Origin of the sequence: Vreelandella hamiltonii (assembly GCF_014651775.1) — a bacterium.
Lineage (GTDB): Bacteria > Pseudomonadota > Gammaproteobacteria > Pseudomonadales > Halomonadaceae > Vreelandella > Vreelandella hamiltonii.
Window position 1 is genome coordinate 266,504 of the sequence record NZ_BMXN01000001.1, and the last position, 18,638, is coordinate 285,141.

The window sequence follows — 18,638 nt, forward strand, 5'->3', positions numbered from 1 at the left end:
GTGCCAGATTTTCCTTAACGTGCGAAGTACCTGCCTGTTCTGTGGTCCAAAAGCCCAGCGCCAACGTGCTGGGCTTTTTTTTGCGTGGTTCACCCAGGCTGAAAGGTTGTCCTCTACCGACGCACACGCCACACTAAATGGCTGATCATTAACCCTTTGAGCCTCTGCAGGAGAGCGTATGGACGTGGAGCTTCTGGAAATCCGCCAGCACATGGGACAGTTCCCGCCATTCGATGGGCTGTCCGATGAGCTACTGGACGCCATTGCCGCCCGGGTGGAGGTGAGTTACTTCAAGACGGGTAGCGACATTCTCGAGCTGGACGCCACCCTCGATGAGCTGTGCTATATCCGCAGTGGGGCAGTAGAAGTGTATCGGCGGCAGGGCGAACTCTACAATCGCCTGGCAGAAGGAGACATCTTCGGTCATTTCAGCCTGCTGCGTAACCACAAGGTGCGTTTTCCTGCCAAGGCCATCGAAGATACGTTGATCTATTTCATACCCAACGACGTTTTCCAGCGGCTCTGTGAGGAAGACGATGAGTTTGCCGACTTCGTGGAGCTGGAGCGGCCTCGGTTGGAGACCGCTGCCGAGCAGCAGAAAAAGTCCAACGACATGATGGTCACGCGCATACGCAAGCTGGTGACACGTTATCCGGTGATGGTGGAGTCCACCACCAGCGTTCAGCAGGCGGCACAGCAGATCAGCGCTGCCCAGGCATCGGCCGTACTGGTGATCGATGAGGGGAGCAATCATCCTCGCTACAGCTTTCAGGACAGCGAAGGCAAGACCTGGCAGATGTGCGGCATTCTCACCGACAGCGATTTCCGCACGCGGGTAGTGGCCGAAGGGCTGGCGCCCTCCACGCCCGTGGGCGATGTGGTATCAGAGCGGCTGATTACCGTCCAGTCGGATGCCACGGTCTACGAGGCCATGCTGGTGATGCTGCGCAGTAACGTGCATCACTTGCCGGTGCTGTATCGCCAGCGCCCGGTAGGTGTGGTGCATCTTTCCGATATCATTCGCTACGAGACCCATAGCGGGCTTTATCTGGTCAGCAATATTTTCAACCAGTCCAGCGCCCAAGGGTTGGCCAAGCTGTTGCCCGACGTTCGCGCTGCCTTTGCACGGATGGTGCAGGAGGGGGCCAATTCACAGATGGTGGGCAGCGCGCTATCGACCATCGGGCGCAGTTTTACCCGCCGTTTGCTGGAGTTGGCCGAAGAGTCGCTGGGGCCACCCCCGGTGCCTTACTGCTTCATGGTCAATGGGTCCATGGCGCGTAACGAGCAGAGCATCGTGACGGACCAGGACAATGCGCTGATCTTGTCCGATGATTTCGACCCGGACGAGCACGACGCGTATTTCCAGGCGCTGGCAGCCTTTGTCAGCGATGGATTGGCCGCCTGTGGCTACACCTATTGCAAAGGCGATGTCATGGCCACCAACCGCCAGTGGCGCCAGCCGCTGAGCGTGTGGAAACGCTACTTCCAGGACTGGATGGCCAACCCAACTCCGGAGAGGTTGCTGCACAGCTCGATCTTTTTCGACCTGGACAGTATCTATGGCGAAGAACACTACGTGGAAGCGCTTCAGGACCTGATCGCCCAGACGGCACCCCAGTCGCCGCTGTTTCTGGCCGCCATGGCGCGTAATGCCTTGAACCGTACGCCCCCGCTGGGCTTTTTCCGCACGTTCGTGATGGAAAAGGATGGCAAGCACAACAACTCCATCAACCTCAAGCGGCGTGGTACGGCGCCCATGGTAGACCTGATTCGTGTGCATGCGCTGGCCTGTGGCTCCAAAGCGCAGAACTCCTTTCAGCGGCTGAACGACATCAGCCAGACCCAGCTGTTGGCCACCGGGGTCAGCGACAAGCTGAGCTATGCCCTGGAGTTCCTGTGCATGTCGCGTATTCGCCATCAGGTCATCGACCTGCAGGAAGAGCGCGAGCCGGATAACAACATCGAACCCGAAAACGTCGAAGACAGCGAGCGGCACACGCTCAAGGATGCGTTTCAGGTGTTGAGCCATGCGCAGAAATTCCTGAAATTCCGCTACCCGATTCCCACGCAACGGCAGGGGCGTTGATATGCACGGTATTCGCCCACGTCAGAAAGTGACCCAGGCCGACTGGGCTGGCTACATGGCTGTTCGCGCCCAGCGCGCTGATAATGAGGCGTTGCAGCGTTTCTTCAGCACGCCCTTGCCAGACCCCGACACCCCTCTGGGCGAGGTGCCCATGGTGGCGCTGGACCTGGAAACCACCGGGCTGGACGAGCGTCGCCACGGTATCGTCAGCGTGGGGGCCGTGCCCTTTACGCTGGGCCGGATACCGCTTGCCCAGCGACGTTACTGGGTGGTGAAGCCTGCGCGGCCGCTGGACGAAGCCTCCATCGCCTACCACCATATCACCCACTCGGAGGTGGCTGACGCCCCTGATCTGGACGAGGTGCTGGATGAGCTGCTGGAGGTGCTGGCGGGCCGAGTGGTGGTGGTCCATTTTCGCAACATCGAGCGCCCTTTTCTGGATGCCGCCGTGAAGGAGCGGCGCGGCGAGGGCGTGCTGTTTCCCATGATCGACACGATGTCGCTGGAAGCCAGACTGCATCGGCAGACCCTGTGGGCGCGCTTTCGCCGCTGGCTGGGCAGGCCGCCAGTCTCGATTCGGCTCAATGCCAGCCGTGAACGCTATGGCTTGCCGCCCTACCAGGGGCACCACGCCCTGGTGGATGCGCTGGCCACCGCCGAGCTGCTGCAGGCGCAAATCGCCAACCGCTACTCACCGGATACGCCGCTCAAGGCGCTGTGGTGCTGACGGACTAGAGTGGGGGTAGTGGCAAACACAAAACGGGCAGCCCATGGGCTGCCCGTTTTGTGTAAGGCCAGCAAGAAACGCTGGCCAAGGAGGGGTCAAACGGCTTTGGGTTCGCTCATCAGCCCTTTGATGATGGCGTAGCAGGCCACCAGCAGGATGATGGTGAACGGGAAGCCCGTCGATACGGCCATGGTTTGCAGGGCCGTCAGGCCGCCACCCAACAGCAGGGCGATGGCAATGGCACCTTCGATGATCGCCCAGAACACGCGCTGCGGCTTGGGAGCATCCACCTTGCCACCGGCAGTGATGGAGTCGATGACCAGCGAGCCCGAGTCAGACGAGGTCACGAAGAAGATGATGACCAGCAGAATCGCAATGAACGAGGTGATCTGCGACAGCGGCAACTGCTCCAGCATCACGAACAGCTGCAGGTCCACACCGGCGTCACGCACGGCTTCGATACCCTGGCTCACGTACTGGTCGATGGCAGTGCCACCGAACGTGGTCATCCACAGCACCGAGACGATCGAAGGCACCAGCAGCACCGAGATCAGGAATTCACGAACGGTACGGCCACGGGAAACCCGCGCGATGAACATGCCGACGTAGGGTGACCAGGAGATCCACCACGCCCAGTAGAAGGCAGTCCAGCCTTGGCTGAAGTTGGCATCTTCACGGCCAAAGGGGTTGGAGAGGGCCGGTAGATGCACCACGTAGTTGATCAGGTTTTCGAAAAAGCCCGTGGCAATCAGCAGGGTAGGGCCTACCGCGATGACGAAGAACAGCAGTGCCGCCGCCATGGCGATGTTGATTTTCGACAGCAGCTGTACGCCTTTGTCGACCCCGGCAATGATGGAGCCGATGGCAATGATGGTGATGCCGATGATCAACAGGATCATGGTGACATCGCTTTCCGGTGCGCCGAACAGGTAGCTCAAGCCCGCAGCGGCCTGGGTAGCACCCAGCCCCAGCGAGGTCGCCAGTCCGAACAGCGTGGCAAACACCGCCAGAATATCGATCAGGTGCCCTGGCCAGCCCCATACGCGCTCACCCAGCAGCGGGTAGAACACGGAGCGCATCGACAGCGGCAGACCCTTGTTGAAGGAGAATAGTGCCAGCGACAGCGCGACCACGGCGTAAATGGCCCACGGGTGCAGGCCCCAGTGGAAAATGGTCGCGGCCATGCCCAGCGCAGCGGCGGCAGCCGTGTCACCTTCGGCTCCCGCCAACGGTGCCCAGTCTCCGCCGTCCAGCGAGGTGCCAAAATGGGTCAGCGGTTCGTTGACCCCGAAGAACATCAGCCCGATGCCCATACCCGCCGCAAACAGCATGGAAAACCAGCCGGTATAAGTGAAATCAGGCTTGGCGTCCGCTCCGCCGATGCGAATCTTGCCCAACGGCGATACGATCAGGCCCAGACAAAGCAGGACGAAGATATTGGCGGACAGAATGAAGAACCACGACAGGTTGCCGGTCAGAAAGCCGAAAATCGAGTCGTAAAGCGGTGCGATGGTGTCCTGTAGCGCCAGCGTGAGGATCACGAACAGCAGTACCACCAGCGCCGAGATGGTAAATACCTTGCCGTGCAGGTCAAGGCTGAACCCCATGGTGCTGGTGGTAATGTTGTCCTGACCGATCACGTAGTCGGTATCTATCAGGTTGGCCGGGCCATCCGGGGCAGGAATGCCCTCCGAGACCGGCTCTTCAGGGGGACGTTTAGCGTCTGGGTTTTCCACAAAAGCCTCTCCATGTCGAACAAAAACTGCCTAAGGCCACGGGACAAGTGCCTGGCAAGCGAATGATGCAACTACTAGGGTAGCAAATGTTGATTAATGTTTATCAACGCAACCAAGATATACAGTCAATGGGTGGGTATCGCAGGTGGTCGTGGCGATCTCACCACCATTCATAACGGAATGACCTGTTTTTTTATTTTCTTGATTAATTTTTATTATACATGGTCTTGGTCGGTGTGTCACAACGCCGCCAGCATCTGAGCTGAAAAATGCCACATGTGCCATTTTTAACCTGCCAAGCCATCATGTTTCGGTGTTTGATGCGCCCATTGTTGTTTTTTCAAGCTTTTGTTTTTAATGGATTATTTTTTATTTTGGAAAGATTGGCACGTTGTGTGAAGAGGTTTTTGCATGTGAAAAGGTCTTTGCAGATGCAGGACGAGCAACATGTAATCAGTAATGGAGGCAACTCTTATGGATAAGCAGACTCCCCAGACAACCAAGCGTTCACGCGTACTGACACTATGCATGCTCGCCGCCACGGTCAGCACACTGGCACTGGCAGGTTGTGGAAATGGTGAAGACGAGATGCCCCCGGCTCAGCAGCCTGAGACCATGGAACAGGATGCGACCTCCGGCCAAGTGCCCAGCACTACCGAAGGCGATAGCATGATGGGCGAAGAGCCCGCTGCTCCAGCAGATACCATGGCAGACGACCCCATGGCGGCTGACCCAGGCCTCGAGGGTGATGCGGCATCCACGCAGGAGCCCATGCCCGGCGAGACCACGGATATGACCGACCCGCAGGAAGAGCCTGGCTTTGGTGAAGGCACCGACCCGATGCCCGGCGCCAATGACGAAGTACCTGCGGACGACGAAGACGAGATGACCACGACCCAGTAATGTTTACCGCTCCCTACGATGCCAGGTCGCCCAGCTGTCTGTTCCCTGCGGCTGCTCCACACGGCCTGTCATCCTTTCACCCCCGCGCCCGCGGGGGTTTTTTTTGCATCCTGGTCAGTAGCCGCTAAAGTTAAACAGGCAGGAGGCGAACAAGCAGGTGTTTGGCCTGCCAAACGCATTCGACGATCTCGCTTTCCATGGAGGGCGTTTTCACAAGAGATTTTCAAAAGGGAAGGAGCACGACATGAAGTCACCAAAGCACCAGCGTGTATATGCAATGTTGTTCAGTGCGCTCTTGATGACCGGGGTATTGGCGGGGTGTGGCGACAGCTCGCCGCCTAACGGAGAGCCCGAACCGGAAGAGCCCATGGGCAGTGGCCCCATGGCCAATGATGGCACCACCCCTGAAGAGACTCCGGGGGAAGGCGTGGATAATTAAGAGGCTTCAACGAGACCGCCCCCTGAGATGGGGGCGGTTTCGTTATGGGTCATTCGTCGCTGTCTTCCAGGCGACGGTAGAGCGTTCGCCGCGCGATGCCCAGAACTTCCGCTGTACGGCGCTTGTTGCCGCCAGTGGCTTCCAGCACTTTGCGGATGTAGCGTTTCTCCACCTCTTCCAGACTGGGCCAGCGGGCCGGAGCAGGGGCCGGTGCCGAGGTGCCGGGCAATACTTCGCCACTCAAGGTCGGCGTGGGGTCGGTACTGTTTTGCTGATGAGCCTGGTCGCGTAGACGCTCGGGCAGGTCCTGATGCTTCAACAGGCCCTCCTCACTCAAGGTCACGGCCCGCATGATGGCGTTTTCCAGTTCGCGCACGTTGCCGGGGTAAGTGTAGTTGAGCAGGCTGTTGAGTGCTTCGGGCTCGATATGCTCCACCTGTTTGTGCTGAGACTCGGCGTGTTTGTCGATCAGCGCAAAGATCAGGTGTTCCACATCGGTGCCGCGCTCGCGCAGGGGAGGAATACGCAGCGAGAACGTTTCCAGACGATAAAACAAGTCGCTACGGAAGTTCTCCTGCTCGATCTCCTTTTCCAGGTTACGGTGAGTGGCCGCAATGATGCGCACGTCCACCGGTTCCTCGCGCTCCCCGCCCACCGGGCGAACGGTCTTCTCCTGGAGTGCCCGCAGCAGTTTGGCCTGCAGGTTGATCGGCATTTCACCAATTTCATCCAGGAACAGGCTGCCCCCCTGGGCGCTCTGGAACAGGCCCTTGCGGGCTTCGTTGGCGCCGGTGAAGGCGCCTTTGACATGGCCGAAAAACTCGCTTTCCATCAGGTCGGCGGGAATGCTGGCGCAGTTGACGGGCACAAAAGGCGCGTCGTGGCGGCTGCTCTCCTGATGAATGGCCCGCGCCAGCAGCTCCTTGCCGGTACCGCTTTCACCCAGAATGAGAATGGGGGCGTCGCTTTTGGCCAGCCGCGAGGCATCGTGGAACAGCGACTGCATGGCCGGGCTTTTGCCCACGATGCCGTGGAAGTGGCTCAGCTCTGTATCGTGCGACAGCGAGAGGCGCTGGCGCTCCAGCACGCGAAACACCGCTTCGCGAATCGCATCCAGATCCAGCGGCTTGGTCAGAAAATCGTCGGCCCCCAGCTTCAGGGCTTCCACGGCCTGGTCGATGGTGCCAAACGCGGTAATCACGATGATGCCCAGCTCGCTGCCGCTCTGGCGAAGCTGCTGCAAGAGCTGAATGCCGGTCATGCCCGGCAGCCGTACATCGGTGATCATCATCGCCACCGGGGTATGGCTAAGTAGCGCAATGGCTTCTTCGGCGCTGGCGACGCCTACGGTTTCATAGCCCGCATCGTGAAGCTCCTCTTCCAATAACTCACGTATAGCGGCGTCATCTTCCACCACCAAAAGCGGTAACAGGTGTTCCTGATGGGTCACAAACGTTGTCCTCAAGCGGATGCGGTGTCACAAAGGGGCAGCGTGATCTCGAAGCCAGCACCGCCCAAGGTGCTGTCAAAAACGCCAATCGTCCCGCCGTGATCGTTGATAATGCGGTGTACCATGGACAGCCCCAGGCCACTGCCTTGCCCCACCGGCTTGGTGGTGAAAAAGGGGTCGAATACCTGATGGTGATGGGAGGGCGGTATGCCTGGCCCGTTATCCTCTACCCATAGCGTCAGCTCTTCATCATGGGCCTTCGCGCGGACGCGAATATGGTTCACGTTGGGCGCTTGCGCTGCATTGCGAAACAGGTTGGTCAGCACCTGAATGATCTGCTGGCCATTGACCAGTAAATGGGGGGTCGGTGCAGGAAGATCAATATCCAGGCGAATATTTCTTGGTTCCAGTTCTTCCTCGACCAGCTCGCTGGCACTCAGGATAAGCTGGTCGAGCGCCTGATTTCCTTTCTCTACGTTATGTTGTCGGCCCAATTCCATCAATTGGCGCACGATTTCGACGATACGCTCAACTTCGCCGCGTATTCTGCCCAGCCGGGCGCGCTCATCGTCGCCGATGGTGTCCCTGCGTGCCAGGCGCTGGGCCTGGCCGTTGATGACGGTGAGCGGGGCACCGATTTCATGGGCGACACCCGCTGCCAGCACGCCCAGCTCGGCCAGCTTCTTGGATTTGCGCAGGCGTTTTTCCAGCTCGATCTCGCGGCGCTGACGATCCTCGATATCGCGGTCCTTCTCGGCCATGGCGTCCAGCATGCCGTTCAGGCCTGAGGCCAGCCGACGGTATTCGGTAGGGCCATCAGCCGTGGCCCGTTGGCTGCGGTCGCCATCTTCTACCAGCAGCATGACGTGCAGCAGCCGGTTCAGGGGGCGCTCGATGTAGCGACGGAAGCCCCACCAGATACTGAACACGATGCCCGCCGCACCGATCACGAAGACCAGCACGGCCACGATGCTGATGAACCCGGTGTAGTTTTCGATACCGGTATTCAGGCGGTTGACCTGCAGCACGCCCTGTACGCTGCCATCCTGGGTACGCAGCGGGATCAGTGCCGAGTAGTAGGTCCAGCCCTCCTGCTGGCGATAGTTGCTGTAGAGGTCGTCGCGTTCGATGACTTTCCGGATCTCTTCAGGGGTGAACAGGTCCTTGCCCAGCCCCAGGCCGTATACCTCGCGCCCATGGGTGTCGAACACATAGGCACCGTAGATACGGTGAAACGAGAAGGCCGACTGCAGGGCCTCCTCCAGGGGGGTGGCGCTGTCGCGGGCCACCGCGTAACTCAGCGACGTGCTCAGCGCCCGGGTGATGATCTCCACCTCGGTTTGCAGCTTGGAGCGTACGTTATCCTCCAGCGACTTGATGGCCACCAGGCTGAATACCACCAGCACAATGAAAAGCGGCACAATCACCGTGAGAATGATCAAGTTACGTAGGCGCATCGTCTATCCGTGGTGGTCAGTGAGTAGAAGTATCAACGCGGGCTGGGGGTCAGCCGATAGAGGCTGCCCTGGGCACCGTCGGAGAGCAGGTAGATCGCATCGTCGGGCCCCTGGCGTACATCGCGAATGCGGCCCACTTCGCCATCCAGTATCTGCTCTTGCTGGCCGACCTGGCCCTCTTCGAGGGTCAGCAGCAACAGCTGCTCGCTGGCCAGCCCGCCCGCCAGCAGGCTGCCCTGCCAAGGGCCAAAGGCCTCGCTGGTGACTTCCGCCAGGCCCGAGGGGGCAAACCGTCCATCGAACCGATACACGGGGTCCTCCATGCCTGGCTTCGACTCCACGCCGATCGGTTCATTGGTGGCGTAGTCATTGCCCAGGCTCACTTCGGGCCAGCCATAGTTGTTGCCCGGCTGAAGCAGGTTCAGCTCGTCACCGGTCCGCGGCCCGTGTTCAGTGGCCCAGGCTTCACCGTTGCTGAGCACGGTCATTCCCTGGATGTTGCGGTTGCCCTGGGTATAGATTTCGTCCAGCGTCGTGTCGTCATCGACGAACGGGTTGTTCTCGGGGGCCGAACCGGTGGCGGTCAGGCGCAGGGTGGTGCCTGCGTGGTCGTCGCTGGCCTGGGCGCGTGGCGGCTCATTGCCACGGTCGCCAATGCTCATCAGCAGCGTGCCATCCGGCAGCCAGGCGATCCGTGAACCGTAGTGCCTGCCGGGTGCAGAGGCGCGGTCCTGCTCGAACAGATGCTCCACCTCGCCCAGTGCGTCCTCCTCCCACTTGACCCGCGAAAGCGCGGCACGGCTCTGGCTGCCCTCCGGCTTGCTCCAGGTGAAATAGACCCAGTCATGTTCGCCGTCGCCAAACGCTGGATGCAGCACCACATCCAGCAGGCCGCCTTGCCCATGGTGGTTCACCTCGGGCATGCCCTCCAGCACGCGTGTCTCACCGCTATCCGGGTCGACCAGGTTGAGCTGGCCGTTACGCTCGCTGACCAGGTAGCGCCCATCGGGCAGAAATGCCACTGCCCAGGGGTGCTCGAAACCGCTGGCCACGCGTTCGATGGACACCGGGAAGTGTTCGGTTTCGAGCCCTTGGTGCACGGTCTCGGCCTGTGCAACGCTAGTCAACAGCAGCCCACTCGCGGCGATGGCGAGCCAGCCAGCAGGGCGCACCTGAGCCGGCGTGGAGGCAGTAAGGGGGAAGACGTTCAACACAGCGGGCTGACGTTCGGACATGATCGGTTCTCCGGTGACGTTGGCTAGATGGGTCGGTTCAGTCTAGCAGTGACTGCGACATGGGGGTGGGGTTCCCCACCCTACATCAGTAGTGCCAGCAGCAGTGGCAGGTAAATCAGTGCCAGCAGCGTAGAGCAGAAGACCAGGCTGGCCACATAAGCGGGCTCGCGCTGGGCGCGTTGGGCAAACAGATAATTGAACACGGCCACCGGCATGCACATCTGTACCACGAGGATGCTTTGTGCCAAGGGCGGCAACCCCAGCCAGGCGGCGATGAACCAGGCCGTCACGGCGGCCAGCGGGATACGGATGAGGCTGAAACCCACGCCGGAGCGCAGGCTCTTGACCTGGATGCTGGCCAGTGAAACCCCCAGAGTAATCAGCATCAGCGGTACCGTGAAGCCCGACATCAGGTCGACGGTATTGGCCAGCCAAGGAGGCAGAGGGGTATCGGTGAGCAGCAGCGCCATGGCGATGACGATGGCATACACGGTCGGTGTCTTGACCAGCGTCTTGAGCGGGTTGCCCTTGGCATCCAACGCTGCCCCCAGGGTGAACTGAAACAGCGAGACGGTCACCATCACCGTGATGCCGTAGGCAAACCCGGCGCTTCCAAAGGCATACAGCACCACCGGCAGGCCCATGTTGCCCGTGTTGGGATACATCATGGGGGCGATGACCACGCGCCAGTGGCGGCCCAGCAGCTTGGCCACCAGAAAGCTGGCAGCCCCCATGGTCAGGATGACCAGCGCGGTGGCCAGCATGACATGGCCAAAAGTGCCCGCATCGATATTGGCGCCCGACAGCGATGCCAGTACCAGCGCCGGGGTGCCGATGTTGAAGACCAGGCGAGTAATGAAATCGACGGGGTAGGGGTGGCCAAGGCGTACCCAGGCATAGCCAAGCCCGGCGCCTGCCAGTACAGGGGCCATGACGGCGAACAGTTCGGCGAGCATCAACGTTCCTTGACGGGGTTCAGCGCTCTATTGTCGGCAATAACGCACTGTACAGGCAAGCAACGTGACGTGGGTGTCAGGCATTGACCCGTGAGCGAGTGGTCTGCCACTCGGCAGGGACCTGTTCGCGCAGAAACTCCAGCAGGGCGTTGACCCGCCGGGAGTGTTGCCCGTAGGCATACAGCATGGTGACAGGCAGCGCCGCAGGCTCCCAGCCCGGCAGGCAGCGCACCAGATCCCCCGGGTGATGCTTTTCGCGCCTTGCCACCACCCAGTGGGGCAGCAGGCCAATGCCCTGGCCATAAGCAATGGCATCGATGTGCAGTACCGTGAGATCGACGCGTAGCCGCGAACGGGGCGCATCGAACAGGTAGTCGGGATGCTCTGAATGGTGCAGCAACAGCCCGTTGGAAGCCGTATCCAGCAGGTCGATCCAGGCGTGCTCGCCAAGTTCGCTGGGGTGCTGCGGGTGGCCTGCCTGTTTCAGATAGCTTGGGTTGGCATACAGCCCCCGCGAAAGATACCCCAGCCGCTCCTGATTGAGCCCGCACTCATGATTGGCGCCTAGCCAGATATGCACGCTGTTGCTGTGCATCTTGCTGGGCGGCGTTTCGCGGGTGCGCAGGGTCAGCTCCACTTTGGGGTAGCGCGTCAGGAAGGCATCCACGACCCCCGCCATCCAGCCCCGGGCCAGGGCGCCATGCACTTCCAGGGTGACCTTGCCGCTGATCTCTTCACGCAGCTCGGCCAGCGCCTCTTGGCTATGGGCCGCCATGGCCAGCAGCTCGTTGCAGTAGCTCTGGAACAGCAGCCCCGCTTCGGTTGGGATCAAGCGATTGGCTTGGCGCCGCAGCAGCGGCTGATTCAGGCGGGCTTCCAGTTGGCTGATGCGACGGCTCAGGGTGGACTTGGCCAGCCCCAGCTTCTGGGCGCTGCGGGTCAGGCTACCCGTCGACATCACATCGGCAAATGCGGCAAGTTCATCGAAATCGTACATGGCACGGCCACCGAGCTGAGTCATGGAGCGAATAGTGTGCCATTTATTTTGATGAATGAAAATAATTTATATTTGTGTTTGTATTTGGAGTATGGAGAAGGTCTTCTCAGCTGCGGATAAAAAAAGCCCTGGCACCAGGCCAGGGCATCAAATCAGCATTGAAACAGTAAGGGTCGTAGGCGACCTACGATCAGAACTCGTAAGTAGCAGACAACCAGAAGCTGCGACCGTTCAGCGCAACACCGTCAGTGGAGCGGCCGGTTTGGGTGTAGCGGTAGGCCGCGTAGGTGTCGCCGTTATGCTCGAAGGTGTCGTAGCCCGTGAAGTCCTTGTCCAGCAGGTTCTGGACCGCGCCGGTCAGCCGCACGCTGTCGGAGAAGCGGTAGGTGCTGCGCAGGTTGAACAGCTCATATCCGTCCAGCTTGTTGCCCAGCTGTTGATACAGTGAGAGCGTTTCACCCGACGTGGGCAGGCCTGCCGAGAAGCGCTCGCGAGAAGAGTAGTACTCGCCTTCCAGCGTGGTGCTCCAGCGGTCGTTGATCTGCCAGGTGAGGTCGGCAGTCAGCTTGTGCTTCGGCGTGTTGGTCAGAATCATCCCTTCGTTGTCACCGGAGGTGATCTCGGAATCGGTGAAGGTATAGCCGCCGCTGACACGCCAGTCCGGAGCAATCTGATAGTTGGCGCTCAGCTCGACGCCGCGGGTCTCGGCACGGTCGATATTGGTCAACTGCCCGAAGCTCTCCTGCTGGGTAAAGTTGCCCACGCTCAAGCAGTTGGCCAGCCCTGCATAGGGCGTATTGCCATTGCTGTCGATGAACTGGCAGTTGGGAATATCGTCTGCGTCGGCAATACGATCGCGGAACTGGGTGAAGAACAGCGTTGCCCCGGCAGAGAAACGCTCCTGATCGTCGTAGATGGCGCCAATTTCATAGTTGGTGCTTTTTTCCGGCTCCAGATCCGGGGTGCCGATATTGACCGTTGCCCCCTGGCCGCCAAATCCGTTGACGCCATCATGCAGCTGGTTCAGCGTGGGCGTCTTGTAGCCTTGGCTGATACCACCTTTCAGCGTCCAGTGGGGCGTGGTGTTCCATACCAGGTAGCCGCGTGGGCTGAAGTGCCCGCCAAAGGCGTCGTGGTTTTCGTAGCGGCCACCCAGGGTCAGCGCCAGATCATCGCGCAGCAGCCACTCGTCTTCCACGAACGCGGCCCAGCTGTTCTGCTCGAAACGCTCGTTGCCTGCCGTACCGTCTTCCAGGCGGGCGTCGATGTACTGGCCGCCGACGGTCACCATGTGGTCACCCAGCGGGGCCACGAACTTGCTGTCGACCACGATATCGCGGTTTTCCAGCAGGCGGGGTTCGCCGCCTTGTGCCACGTAGCCGTAGTCGGGGGCATTGCCCGCTGGCAGGGTGCGGCCCAGGGTTTCGGTTTCGCTGTGGCTGATGCTGCTTTCCCAGGTGCCCGCTTCGAAACGTCCGGTATGGCCAATGGCGACCTGATCGCGGTTGAAGCGCATTTCGTCTTCATAACCAAACACCCGCGCGGGGGTGTCCAGGTTGCCCAGGCGGCTGTCGCTGTTATCGTAGGTCTGGCGGGAGCGCTCGGCATCCAGCCAGAATTCGTTCGTTTCATCCGGCGTGACGTTGATGCGCCCGCCGATGGAGTAAATGCGCGCTTCCGAGGGGCGCGGGTCGCGACCTGAGCTGTTCTCGATCATGCGCTCTGAGCTGTCGCGGTCAAACAGGCGGCCGCGCAGCTGCAGACCCACGGTGTCTTCCACCAAGGGGCCAGAGGCATAGAGGTTGATGGCGGAGCTGTTGCCCTCGTCGCGATTCTGCTGGAAGGAGTTTTCCACCGACACCGAGCCTGCCCAGTCCTGGCCAACGCGGCGCGTGATGATGTTGATCACGCCACCCATGGCATCGGAGCCGTAAAGCGTGGACATCGGCCCACGAATCACCTCGATACGCTCGATGGCAGAAAGCGGGGGAATGAAGCTGGTGGAGGTCTCACCAAAACCGTTCGGGGTCACATCGCCAGAGGCGTTTTGGCGGCGGCCGTCGATGAGGATCAGGGTATAGTTGCTGGGCATGCCACGAATGGAAACGTTCAGCCCGCCGGTCTTGCCCGTGCCAGCGCGGACATCCACTCCCGGTACGTCAGCAATGGCTTCGGCAATATTGGAAAACTGCTTCTGCTCCAGCTCTTCACGGGTGACCACGGAAATGCTGGCGGGCGCGTTGTTGAGCGTTTGCTCGTAACCGGCCGCTGTCACGACCATGTTGTTGAGCTGGGCAGTTTCCTGAGCATTGACGGCTGTGGCGGTCATGCTGACAGCAATGGCGCTGGCCAGTGCAGAACGTGTAAAGCGTGGCATGGCGATCCCCTGAGATGAAACTTATTTGCTAATGAAACTGATTATCAAAAGAGGTTGGGATTCTAAGAAGAAAAGTTCCCATGCGCGAGGCTGTTTCATCGAACGGTGCGTTGCATGAACCGAAACGGCCCCGAGTCGCCTTCAAGCGTTGCAAGATATGCAACGGTGCATTCGCGTAAATAAGGGTGCAAGTGCTGTTGAGAATCGTTACTATCTTTCCAACACTCAATCGGGAGAGGCTTTACATGGGCCGTACGTTGCAGCGCAGAGGGATCGGGCCTAGTGGGATCGGGCGTGATGTGATCGGGTTGGCGGGTAGAACAGTCGTGGCGCTGGTGGTCGGTAGCCTGATTGCCGGTGCTGCCCAGGCGCGCACCCTGGAGACCGCTTATGGCGAGGTCGAGGTCAACGACCACCCCGAGCGTGTGGTCACCCTTTACGAGGGGGCGCTGGATGCCTCGCTGGCCGCAGGCATTCTTCCGGTGGGCGCCGTGACCACTCGGGGCGGTGACAACGTGGCAGAGTATGTAGAAGCCTACCTGGGCGAAGAGCGCCCGGCCATCGTCGGCGTCGTGCGCGAGATCAACATCGAAGCCGTGCTGGCGCAACAGCCCGATTTGATTCTGGCGGCACCGCAGCTTCCCGAAGCCCAGTACCAGCTGCTGTCGCGTATTGCGCCTACTGTCGTACCTCACACGCAGCCGCTGGCGTCCGATAACTGGGAAGCCGAAGCCCGACTGTATGGCCAGGCGCTCAACCGCGAAGCGCAGATCGACGAGGCCATTGCCGCCGTGGAGCAGCGCGCCGCAGAGCTGGCCAGTGCCATCGCTGAAGCTGGAGTAGGCGGCACGGCCGTGCTGGCTCGCTGGATGCCCAGCGGCCCCATGGTGATGTCGAAGGACCTGATTGCCACGGGCCTGCTGGATAGCGTGGGCCTGGAGGTGCAGGACGCCGGGCTGATCAAGCCAGACAGCGCCCACAGCGACGTGCTCAGCCTGGAAAACCTGTCTCAGGTAGACGGTGACTGGCTATTTCTGGCGACGCTCAACGCCGATGGCCAGGCCGCGCTGGATGCCGCCCGTCAGAGCCCGGCATTTACACGCCTGAACGTCGTCGAAAACGACCGGGTCGTGCCGGTCAACGGCCAGCTCTGGAGCAGCGCCAACGGCCCGCTGGCGGCCCAGGCCATCCTGGATGACATCGAGAACGCGTTGTTGCCGTGATGTTTGCTGCTTTTATAGGGAGCAGCGCCGCCCGGCGCTGCTCCGCAACGACCTGGATGCTGATACTGCTCACCGCCTTGTTGGCGGTGTGTGTCGTTAGCCTTGTGATTGGCGCGGGCCAGGTGGGCCCTGTGCGCGTATTGGGGCTGCTGCAAGGGGTGGACGACAGCGAAGCGCTGTTCGTGGTGCAGGAGCTGCGCGCCCCTCGTACCCTGATCGGCCTGACCGTAGGCGTAGCCCTGGGGGTCGCGGGCGCACTGCTGCAGGCCGTTTCGCGCAACCCGCTGGCCGAGCCGGGCCTGCTGGGGGTCAGCGCTGGGGCGGCATTCGCCGTGGCGCTGGCGCTGGTGCTGGGGGCCAGCGCCGCCACCCTGCGTATCTCCGTGGCCCAGCTGGGCGCACTGATCGGCTGCCTGTGCGTGCTCAGCGTGGCGCGCTTTCGCGGTGTCGGCAACGACCCGGTTCGGCTGGTGCTGGCCGGGGCGGCGTTTTCCGGGCTGCTGGGTTCGCTCAGCTCCCTGATGCTGCTCTACGATCAGCGCGCTGCCGATGAAATCCGCTTCTGGGTCGTGGGCAGCCTGGCGGGCCGCCGTTTGGAGGACTGGTGGGCGGTGCTCCCCAGCCTGGCGGTGGCGGCGGCCACGGTCGCGCTCATCGCGCGCCCCCTGGCGGCGCTGGCGCTGGGCGAGCGGGCAGCCAGCGGCCTGGGGCATCGCCCCGGGCTGATTCGCTGGCTGGCGATTGGCTGTGTGGCGCTGCTGGTGGGGGCGGCCACGGCCATTGCCGGGCCGATTGCCTTCGTCGGGCTGGTGGTGCCTTTCGTGGCCCGCGCCATTGCCGGGCCGGACATTCGCCGCACGCTCTGGTTCTGCCTGCCGATAGGCCCGTTGATCGTACTCACCGCCGATATCATCTCCCGGGTCATCGTGGCGCCTTCCGAACTGCCGCTGGGCGTGCTCACGGCGCTGTGTGGCGCACCGGTGCTGATTGCCGTGGTGCGCGCCCGCCGTTTACCCATGCTGTGACCCTCTCTTCATGCTGTGCAAGCCCGCTGCTTGCCTGGACGCTGACGCTATGAAAATGACGGCAAAATCGACGTTGGGTGCAAGGCCGATGTGGCCGATGACGACCCCCGCCCCCTTGGCCACGCCCGCTGCTACCCCGGCGGGCTATTGGCGTTTGCAGAGCACGACAGGGCGCTACCATGTGTTGCTGGAGAAGCGTGCCGTGGCGGTGAATGCGGGGTTGCTGCTGGCGCTGATGGCCGCCAGCCTGCTCTATCTGAGCCTGGGCAACGTGGCGCTGGCCCCTCGTGCGGTGCTGGCGGCGTTGGCCGGGCAGGGGGAGATGATGGCCACCTTCATGGTCCGCGAGCTGCGCCTGCCGCGCCTGCTGGCGGCGTGCTATACCGGGGCCGCCTTCGCCCTGGCCGGGGTGCTGATGCAGACCCTGGCCCGCAACCGCCTGGCCACGCCGGGCATCATCGGGATCGACAACGGCGCCACTGCCTTTGCCGTGGCCTCGGTGGTGGGGTTGGGGGTGGGCATTGCTCCGCCTGCCATGGCACTGGCCGGGGCCACCACGGCGGCCGTGCTGACGTTCGGCCTGGCGGCGGGTAGCGGTACTCAGGGCTATCGGTTCATCGTAGCCGGAATTGGGGTGGGGGCCGTGTTTGGCGCCATTACCCAACTGCTGCTGGCGCGGGTCGCCATCGATACCGCCAACGCCGCTTACCCGTGGACGGTCGGCTCGCTCAACGCACGGCCCAGCGGCAGCGTTCAACTGTTGGGCGTGGGGCTGCTGCTGGGCCTGGTGGCGGCCATGGCGCTGGCCCGCTCCCTGACCGTGCTGCGCTTCAAGGACGCCACGGCCAGTGGCCTGGGAGTCAGCGTCACCGCCCGCCGCTTTCAGGTGCTGATGCTCTCGGTGGTGTTGACCGCCTTCGCCGTTGCCGTGGCAGGGCCGGTGGGCATGGTGGCGCTGATTGGGCCTGAAATCGCTCGCTCACTCTCCAGCGCTCGCCATGTGCCGATTCTGGCCGCCACCCTGGCCGGGGCGCTGGTGATGGTGCTGGCCGACCTGGTCGGGCGAACCCTGTTTGCGCCCATCGAGATTCCGGTGGGCATCGTTACGGCCGTGGTAGGTGGCCCCTGGTTATTATGGATTTTAATGCGCCCGCAACGGAGTCGCCCATGAGCACTGCCCCCGGTTTACCCACCCTGGCCACCGACGCGCTCAGCATGAGTTATGGCCAACGCCAGGTGATCAAGGAGCTGGGCGTCGAGCTGCCCAGCGGCAAGGTAACGGCCATCGTTGGCCCCAACGGCTGTGGTAAATCCACGCTGCTCTCGGGGCTTGCCCGGCTGCATAAGCCCGACGGCGGCGCCGTACTGCTCGATGGCCACGACATTCAGCGCCTGCCCACGCGCCAGCTTGCCACCCAACTGGCGCTGCTGCCCCAGGAAGCCGTGGCCCCCGAAGGGCTCACCGTCACCGAGCTGATTCGCTTTGGCCGCCAGCCCCACCAGGGGTGGCTACGCCAATGGTCGGCGGAAGACCAGCAGGTCGTGCAGCACGCGCTGACCGCCGCAGGCCTGGAAGCGCTGGCCGACCGGCCGCTGGAAGCTCTCTCGGGCGGGCAGCGCCAGCGCGCCTGGATCGCCATGACCATTGCCCAGCAAACGCCGCTGCTGCTGCTGGACGAGCCCACCTCAGCGTTAGACCTGGGCCACCAGATCGAAGTCTTCGAGCTGGTGCGCACGCTGGCCTGCCATGGCCGCACCGTGGTGATGGTGCTGCACGACCTGGCCAGCGCCTGCCGCTACGCCGACCACCTGATTGCCATGCGCGATGGCCAGATCGTCGACCAAGGTGCGCCAGCCGATGTGGTGACACCAGCCTTGGTGCGCGCGCTCTATCAGGTAGAATGCACGCTGTTGCTGGACCCGGATACCGGCAGCCCGCTGCTCGCCAACGTGCGCCGCGCCGAACGTTCTGAATGAGCGGAGCCCCGTGCAGGGGTTCCAGGCCAAAAATACATGACAACACG

The 18,638-nt window shown here is 61.9% G+C and carries 15 protein-coding genes; 8 read left to right on the forward strand and 7 right to left on the reverse strand.

Features of this window, described 5'->3' with window-relative positions; all coding sequences use genetic code 11:
* Nucleotides 1-178 precede the first annotated feature (178 nt).
* Both IE091_RS01250 and IE091_RS01255 read left to right on the forward strand, forming a co-directional pair.
* A complete protein-coding gene (locus IE091_RS01250) occupies nucleotides 179-2,089 on the forward strand; it encodes a DUF294 nucleotidyltransferase-like domain-containing protein (protein WP_039175649.1) in 1,911 nt (636 codons plus the stop codon).
* Nucleotide 2,090: 1 nt separating this feature from the next.
* On the forward strand, nucleotides 2,091-2,816 hold the full coding sequence (locus tag IE091_RS01255; RefSeq protein WP_189462604.1) for a 3'-5' exonuclease: 726 nt from the start codon (nucleotides 2,091-2,093) through the stop codon (nucleotides 2,814-2,816).
* A gap of 95 nt (nucleotides 2,817-2,911) precedes the next feature.
* On the opposite strand, the gene IE091_RS01260 is transcribed toward IE091_RS01255, so the two are convergent.
* Nucleotides 2,912-4,552 carry a BCCT family transporter gene (locus IE091_RS01260; protein ID WP_039175652.1) on the reverse strand — a complete coding sequence of 547 codons (1,641 nt, stop codon included), beginning with the start codon at nucleotides 4,550-4,552 and terminating at the stop codon, nucleotides 2,912-2,914.
* Nucleotides 4,553-5,026: 474 nt separating this feature from the next.
* Between IE091_RS01260 and IE091_RS01265 the strand changes: the two genes are divergently transcribed.
* Both IE091_RS01265 and IE091_RS01270 read left to right on the forward strand, forming a co-directional pair.
* Nucleotides 5,027-5,455 (forward strand): hypothetical protein, encoded by a 429-nt coding sequence (locus IE091_RS01265; RefSeq protein WP_189462605.1) that lies wholly within the window; start codon nucleotides 5,027-5,029, stop codon nucleotides 5,453-5,455.
* 244 nt (nucleotides 5,456-5,699) lie between these two features.
* On the forward strand, nucleotides 5,700-5,894 hold the full coding sequence (locus tag IE091_RS01270; protein ID WP_039175655.1) for a hypothetical protein: 195 nt from the start codon (nucleotides 5,700-5,702) through the stop codon (nucleotides 5,892-5,894).
* A 49-nt stretch (nucleotides 5,895-5,943) separates the two neighbouring features.
* On the opposite strand, the gene IE091_RS01275 is transcribed toward IE091_RS01270, so the two are convergent.
* The 6 genes from IE091_RS01275 to IE091_RS01300 all read right to left on the reverse strand — a co-directional run bounded on the left by IE091_RS01275 (nucleotide 5,944) and on the right by IE091_RS01300 (nucleotide 14,366).
* Nucleotides 5,944-7,344 (reverse strand): sigma-54-dependent transcriptional regulator, encoded by a 1,401-nt coding sequence (locus tag IE091_RS01275; protein WP_189462606.1) that lies wholly within the window; start codon nucleotides 7,342-7,344, stop codon nucleotides 5,944-5,946.
* Nucleotides 7,345-7,355: 11 nt separating this feature from the next.
* The gene (locus IE091_RS01280) at nucleotides 7,356-8,801 is read right to left on the reverse strand and encodes a sensor histidine kinase (RefSeq protein ID WP_039175657.1); all 1,446 of its coding nucleotides are present in this window, start codon (nucleotides 8,799-8,801) and stop codon (nucleotides 7,356-7,358) included.
* 32 nt (nucleotides 8,802-8,833) lie between these two features.
* Entirely contained in the window at nucleotides 8,834-10,036 is a 1,203-nt protein-coding gene (locus tag IE091_RS01285; protein WP_189462607.1) for a PQQ-dependent sugar dehydrogenase, read from the reverse strand.
* An 80-nt stretch (nucleotides 10,037-10,116) separates the two neighbouring features.
* Nucleotides 10,117-10,992 carry an AEC family transporter gene (locus IE091_RS01290; RefSeq protein WP_039175659.1) on the reverse strand — a complete coding sequence of 292 codons (876 nt, stop codon included), beginning with the start codon at nucleotides 10,990-10,992 and terminating at the stop codon, nucleotides 10,117-10,119.
* Nucleotides 10,993-11,068: 76 nt separating this feature from the next.
* The gene (locus tag IE091_RS01295) at nucleotides 11,069-11,989 is read right to left on the reverse strand and encodes a LysR family transcriptional regulator (RefSeq protein WP_189462651.1); all 921 of its coding nucleotides are present in this window, start codon (nucleotides 11,987-11,989) and stop codon (nucleotides 11,069-11,071) included.
* Nucleotides 11,990-12,179: 190 nt separating this feature from the next.
* Nucleotides 12,180-14,366 (reverse strand): TonB-dependent receptor domain-containing protein, encoded by a 2,187-nt coding sequence (locus tag IE091_RS01300; protein WP_096921349.1) that lies wholly within the window; start codon nucleotides 14,364-14,366, stop codon nucleotides 12,180-12,182.
* A 245-nt stretch (nucleotides 14,367-14,611) separates the two neighbouring features.
* Here IE091_RS01300 and IE091_RS01305 point away from each other — a divergent pair, with 245 nt between their 5' ends.
* The 4 genes from IE091_RS01305 to IE091_RS01320 all read left to right on the forward strand — a co-directional run bounded on the left by IE091_RS01305 (nucleotide 14,612) and on the right by IE091_RS01320 (nucleotide 18,591).
* On the forward strand, nucleotides 14,612-15,589 hold the full coding sequence (locus IE091_RS01305; RefSeq protein WP_189462608.1) for an ABC transporter substrate-binding protein: 978 nt from the start codon (nucleotides 14,612-14,614) through the stop codon (nucleotides 15,587-15,589).
* A gap of 56 nt (nucleotides 15,590-15,645) precedes the next feature.
* Nucleotides 15,646-16,614: a FecCD family ABC transporter permease gene (locus IE091_RS01310; RefSeq protein ID WP_039175661.1), complete on the forward strand. Its 969-nt coding sequence runs from the start codon at nucleotides 15,646-15,648 to the stop codon at nucleotides 16,612-16,614.
* Nucleotides 16,615-16,702: 88 nt separating this feature from the next.
* Nucleotides 16,703-17,785 (forward strand): FecCD family ABC transporter permease, encoded by a 1,083-nt coding sequence (locus IE091_RS01315; protein WP_189462652.1) that lies wholly within the window; start codon nucleotides 16,703-16,705, stop codon nucleotides 17,783-17,785.
* Nucleotides 17,782-18,591, forward strand: a complete 810-nt coding sequence (locus tag IE091_RS01320) for an ABC transporter ATP-binding protein (protein ID WP_039175663.1) — start codon at nucleotides 17,782-17,784, stop codon at nucleotides 18,589-18,591. Before IE091_RS01315 ends, IE091_RS01320 begins: the two co-directional genes overlap by 4 nt.
* The last annotated feature ends 47 nt before the right edge of the window (nucleotides 18,592-18,638 follow it).

What these genes read in the sequence shown, in the direction of transcription:
- IE091_RS01250 (WP_039175649.1), top strand. Translation starts at nt 179, where the DNA reads ATGGACGTGGAGCTTCTGGAAATCCGCCAGCACATGGGACAGTTCCCG.
- IE091_RS01255 (WP_189462604.1), top strand. Translation starts at nt 2,091, where the DNA reads ATGCACGGTATTCGCCCACGTCAGAAAGTGACCCAGGCCGACTGGGCT.
- IE091_RS01265 (WP_189462605.1), top strand. Translation starts at nt 5,027, where the DNA reads ATGGATAAGCAGACTCCCCAGACAACCAAGCGTTCACGCGTACTGACA.
- IE091_RS01270 (WP_039175655.1), top strand. Translation starts at nt 5,700, where the DNA reads ATGAAGTCACCAAAGCACCAGCGTGTATATGCAATGTTGTTCAGTGCG.
- IE091_RS01280 (WP_039175657.1), bottom strand. Translation starts at nt 8,801, where the DNA reads ATGCGCCTACGTAACTTGATCATTCTCACGGTGATTGTGCCGCTTTTC.
- IE091_RS01285 (WP_189462607.1), bottom strand. Translation starts at nt 10,036, where the DNA reads ATGTCCGAACGTCAGCCCGCTGTGTTGAACGTCTTCCCCCTTACTGCC.
- IE091_RS01290 (WP_039175659.1), bottom strand. Translation starts at nt 10,992, where the DNA reads ATGCTCGCCGAACTGTTCGCCGTCATGGCCCCTGTACTGGCAGGCGCC.
- IE091_RS01295 (WP_189462651.1), bottom strand. Translation starts at nt 11,989, where the DNA reads ATGTACGATTTCGATGAACTTGCCGCATTTGCCGATGTGATGTCGACG.
- IE091_RS01300 (WP_096921349.1), bottom strand. Translation starts at nt 14,366, where the DNA reads ATGCCACGCTTTACACGTTCTGCACTGGCCAGCGCCATTGCTGTCAGC.
- IE091_RS01305 (WP_189462608.1), top strand. Translation starts at nt 14,612, where the DNA reads ATGGGCCGTACGTTGCAGCGCAGAGGGATCGGGCCTAGTGGGATCGGG.
- IE091_RS01310 (WP_039175661.1), top strand. Translation starts at nt 15,646, where the DNA reads ATGCTGATACTGCTCACCGCCTTGTTGGCGGTGTGTGTCGTTAGCCTT.
- IE091_RS01315 (WP_189462652.1), top strand. Translation starts at nt 16,703, where the DNA reads ATGTGGCCGATGACGACCCCCGCCCCCTTGGCCACGCCCGCTGCTACC.
- IE091_RS01320 (WP_039175663.1), top strand. Translation starts at nt 17,782, where the DNA reads ATGAGCACTGCCCCCGGTTTACCCACCCTGGCCACCGACGCGCTCAGC.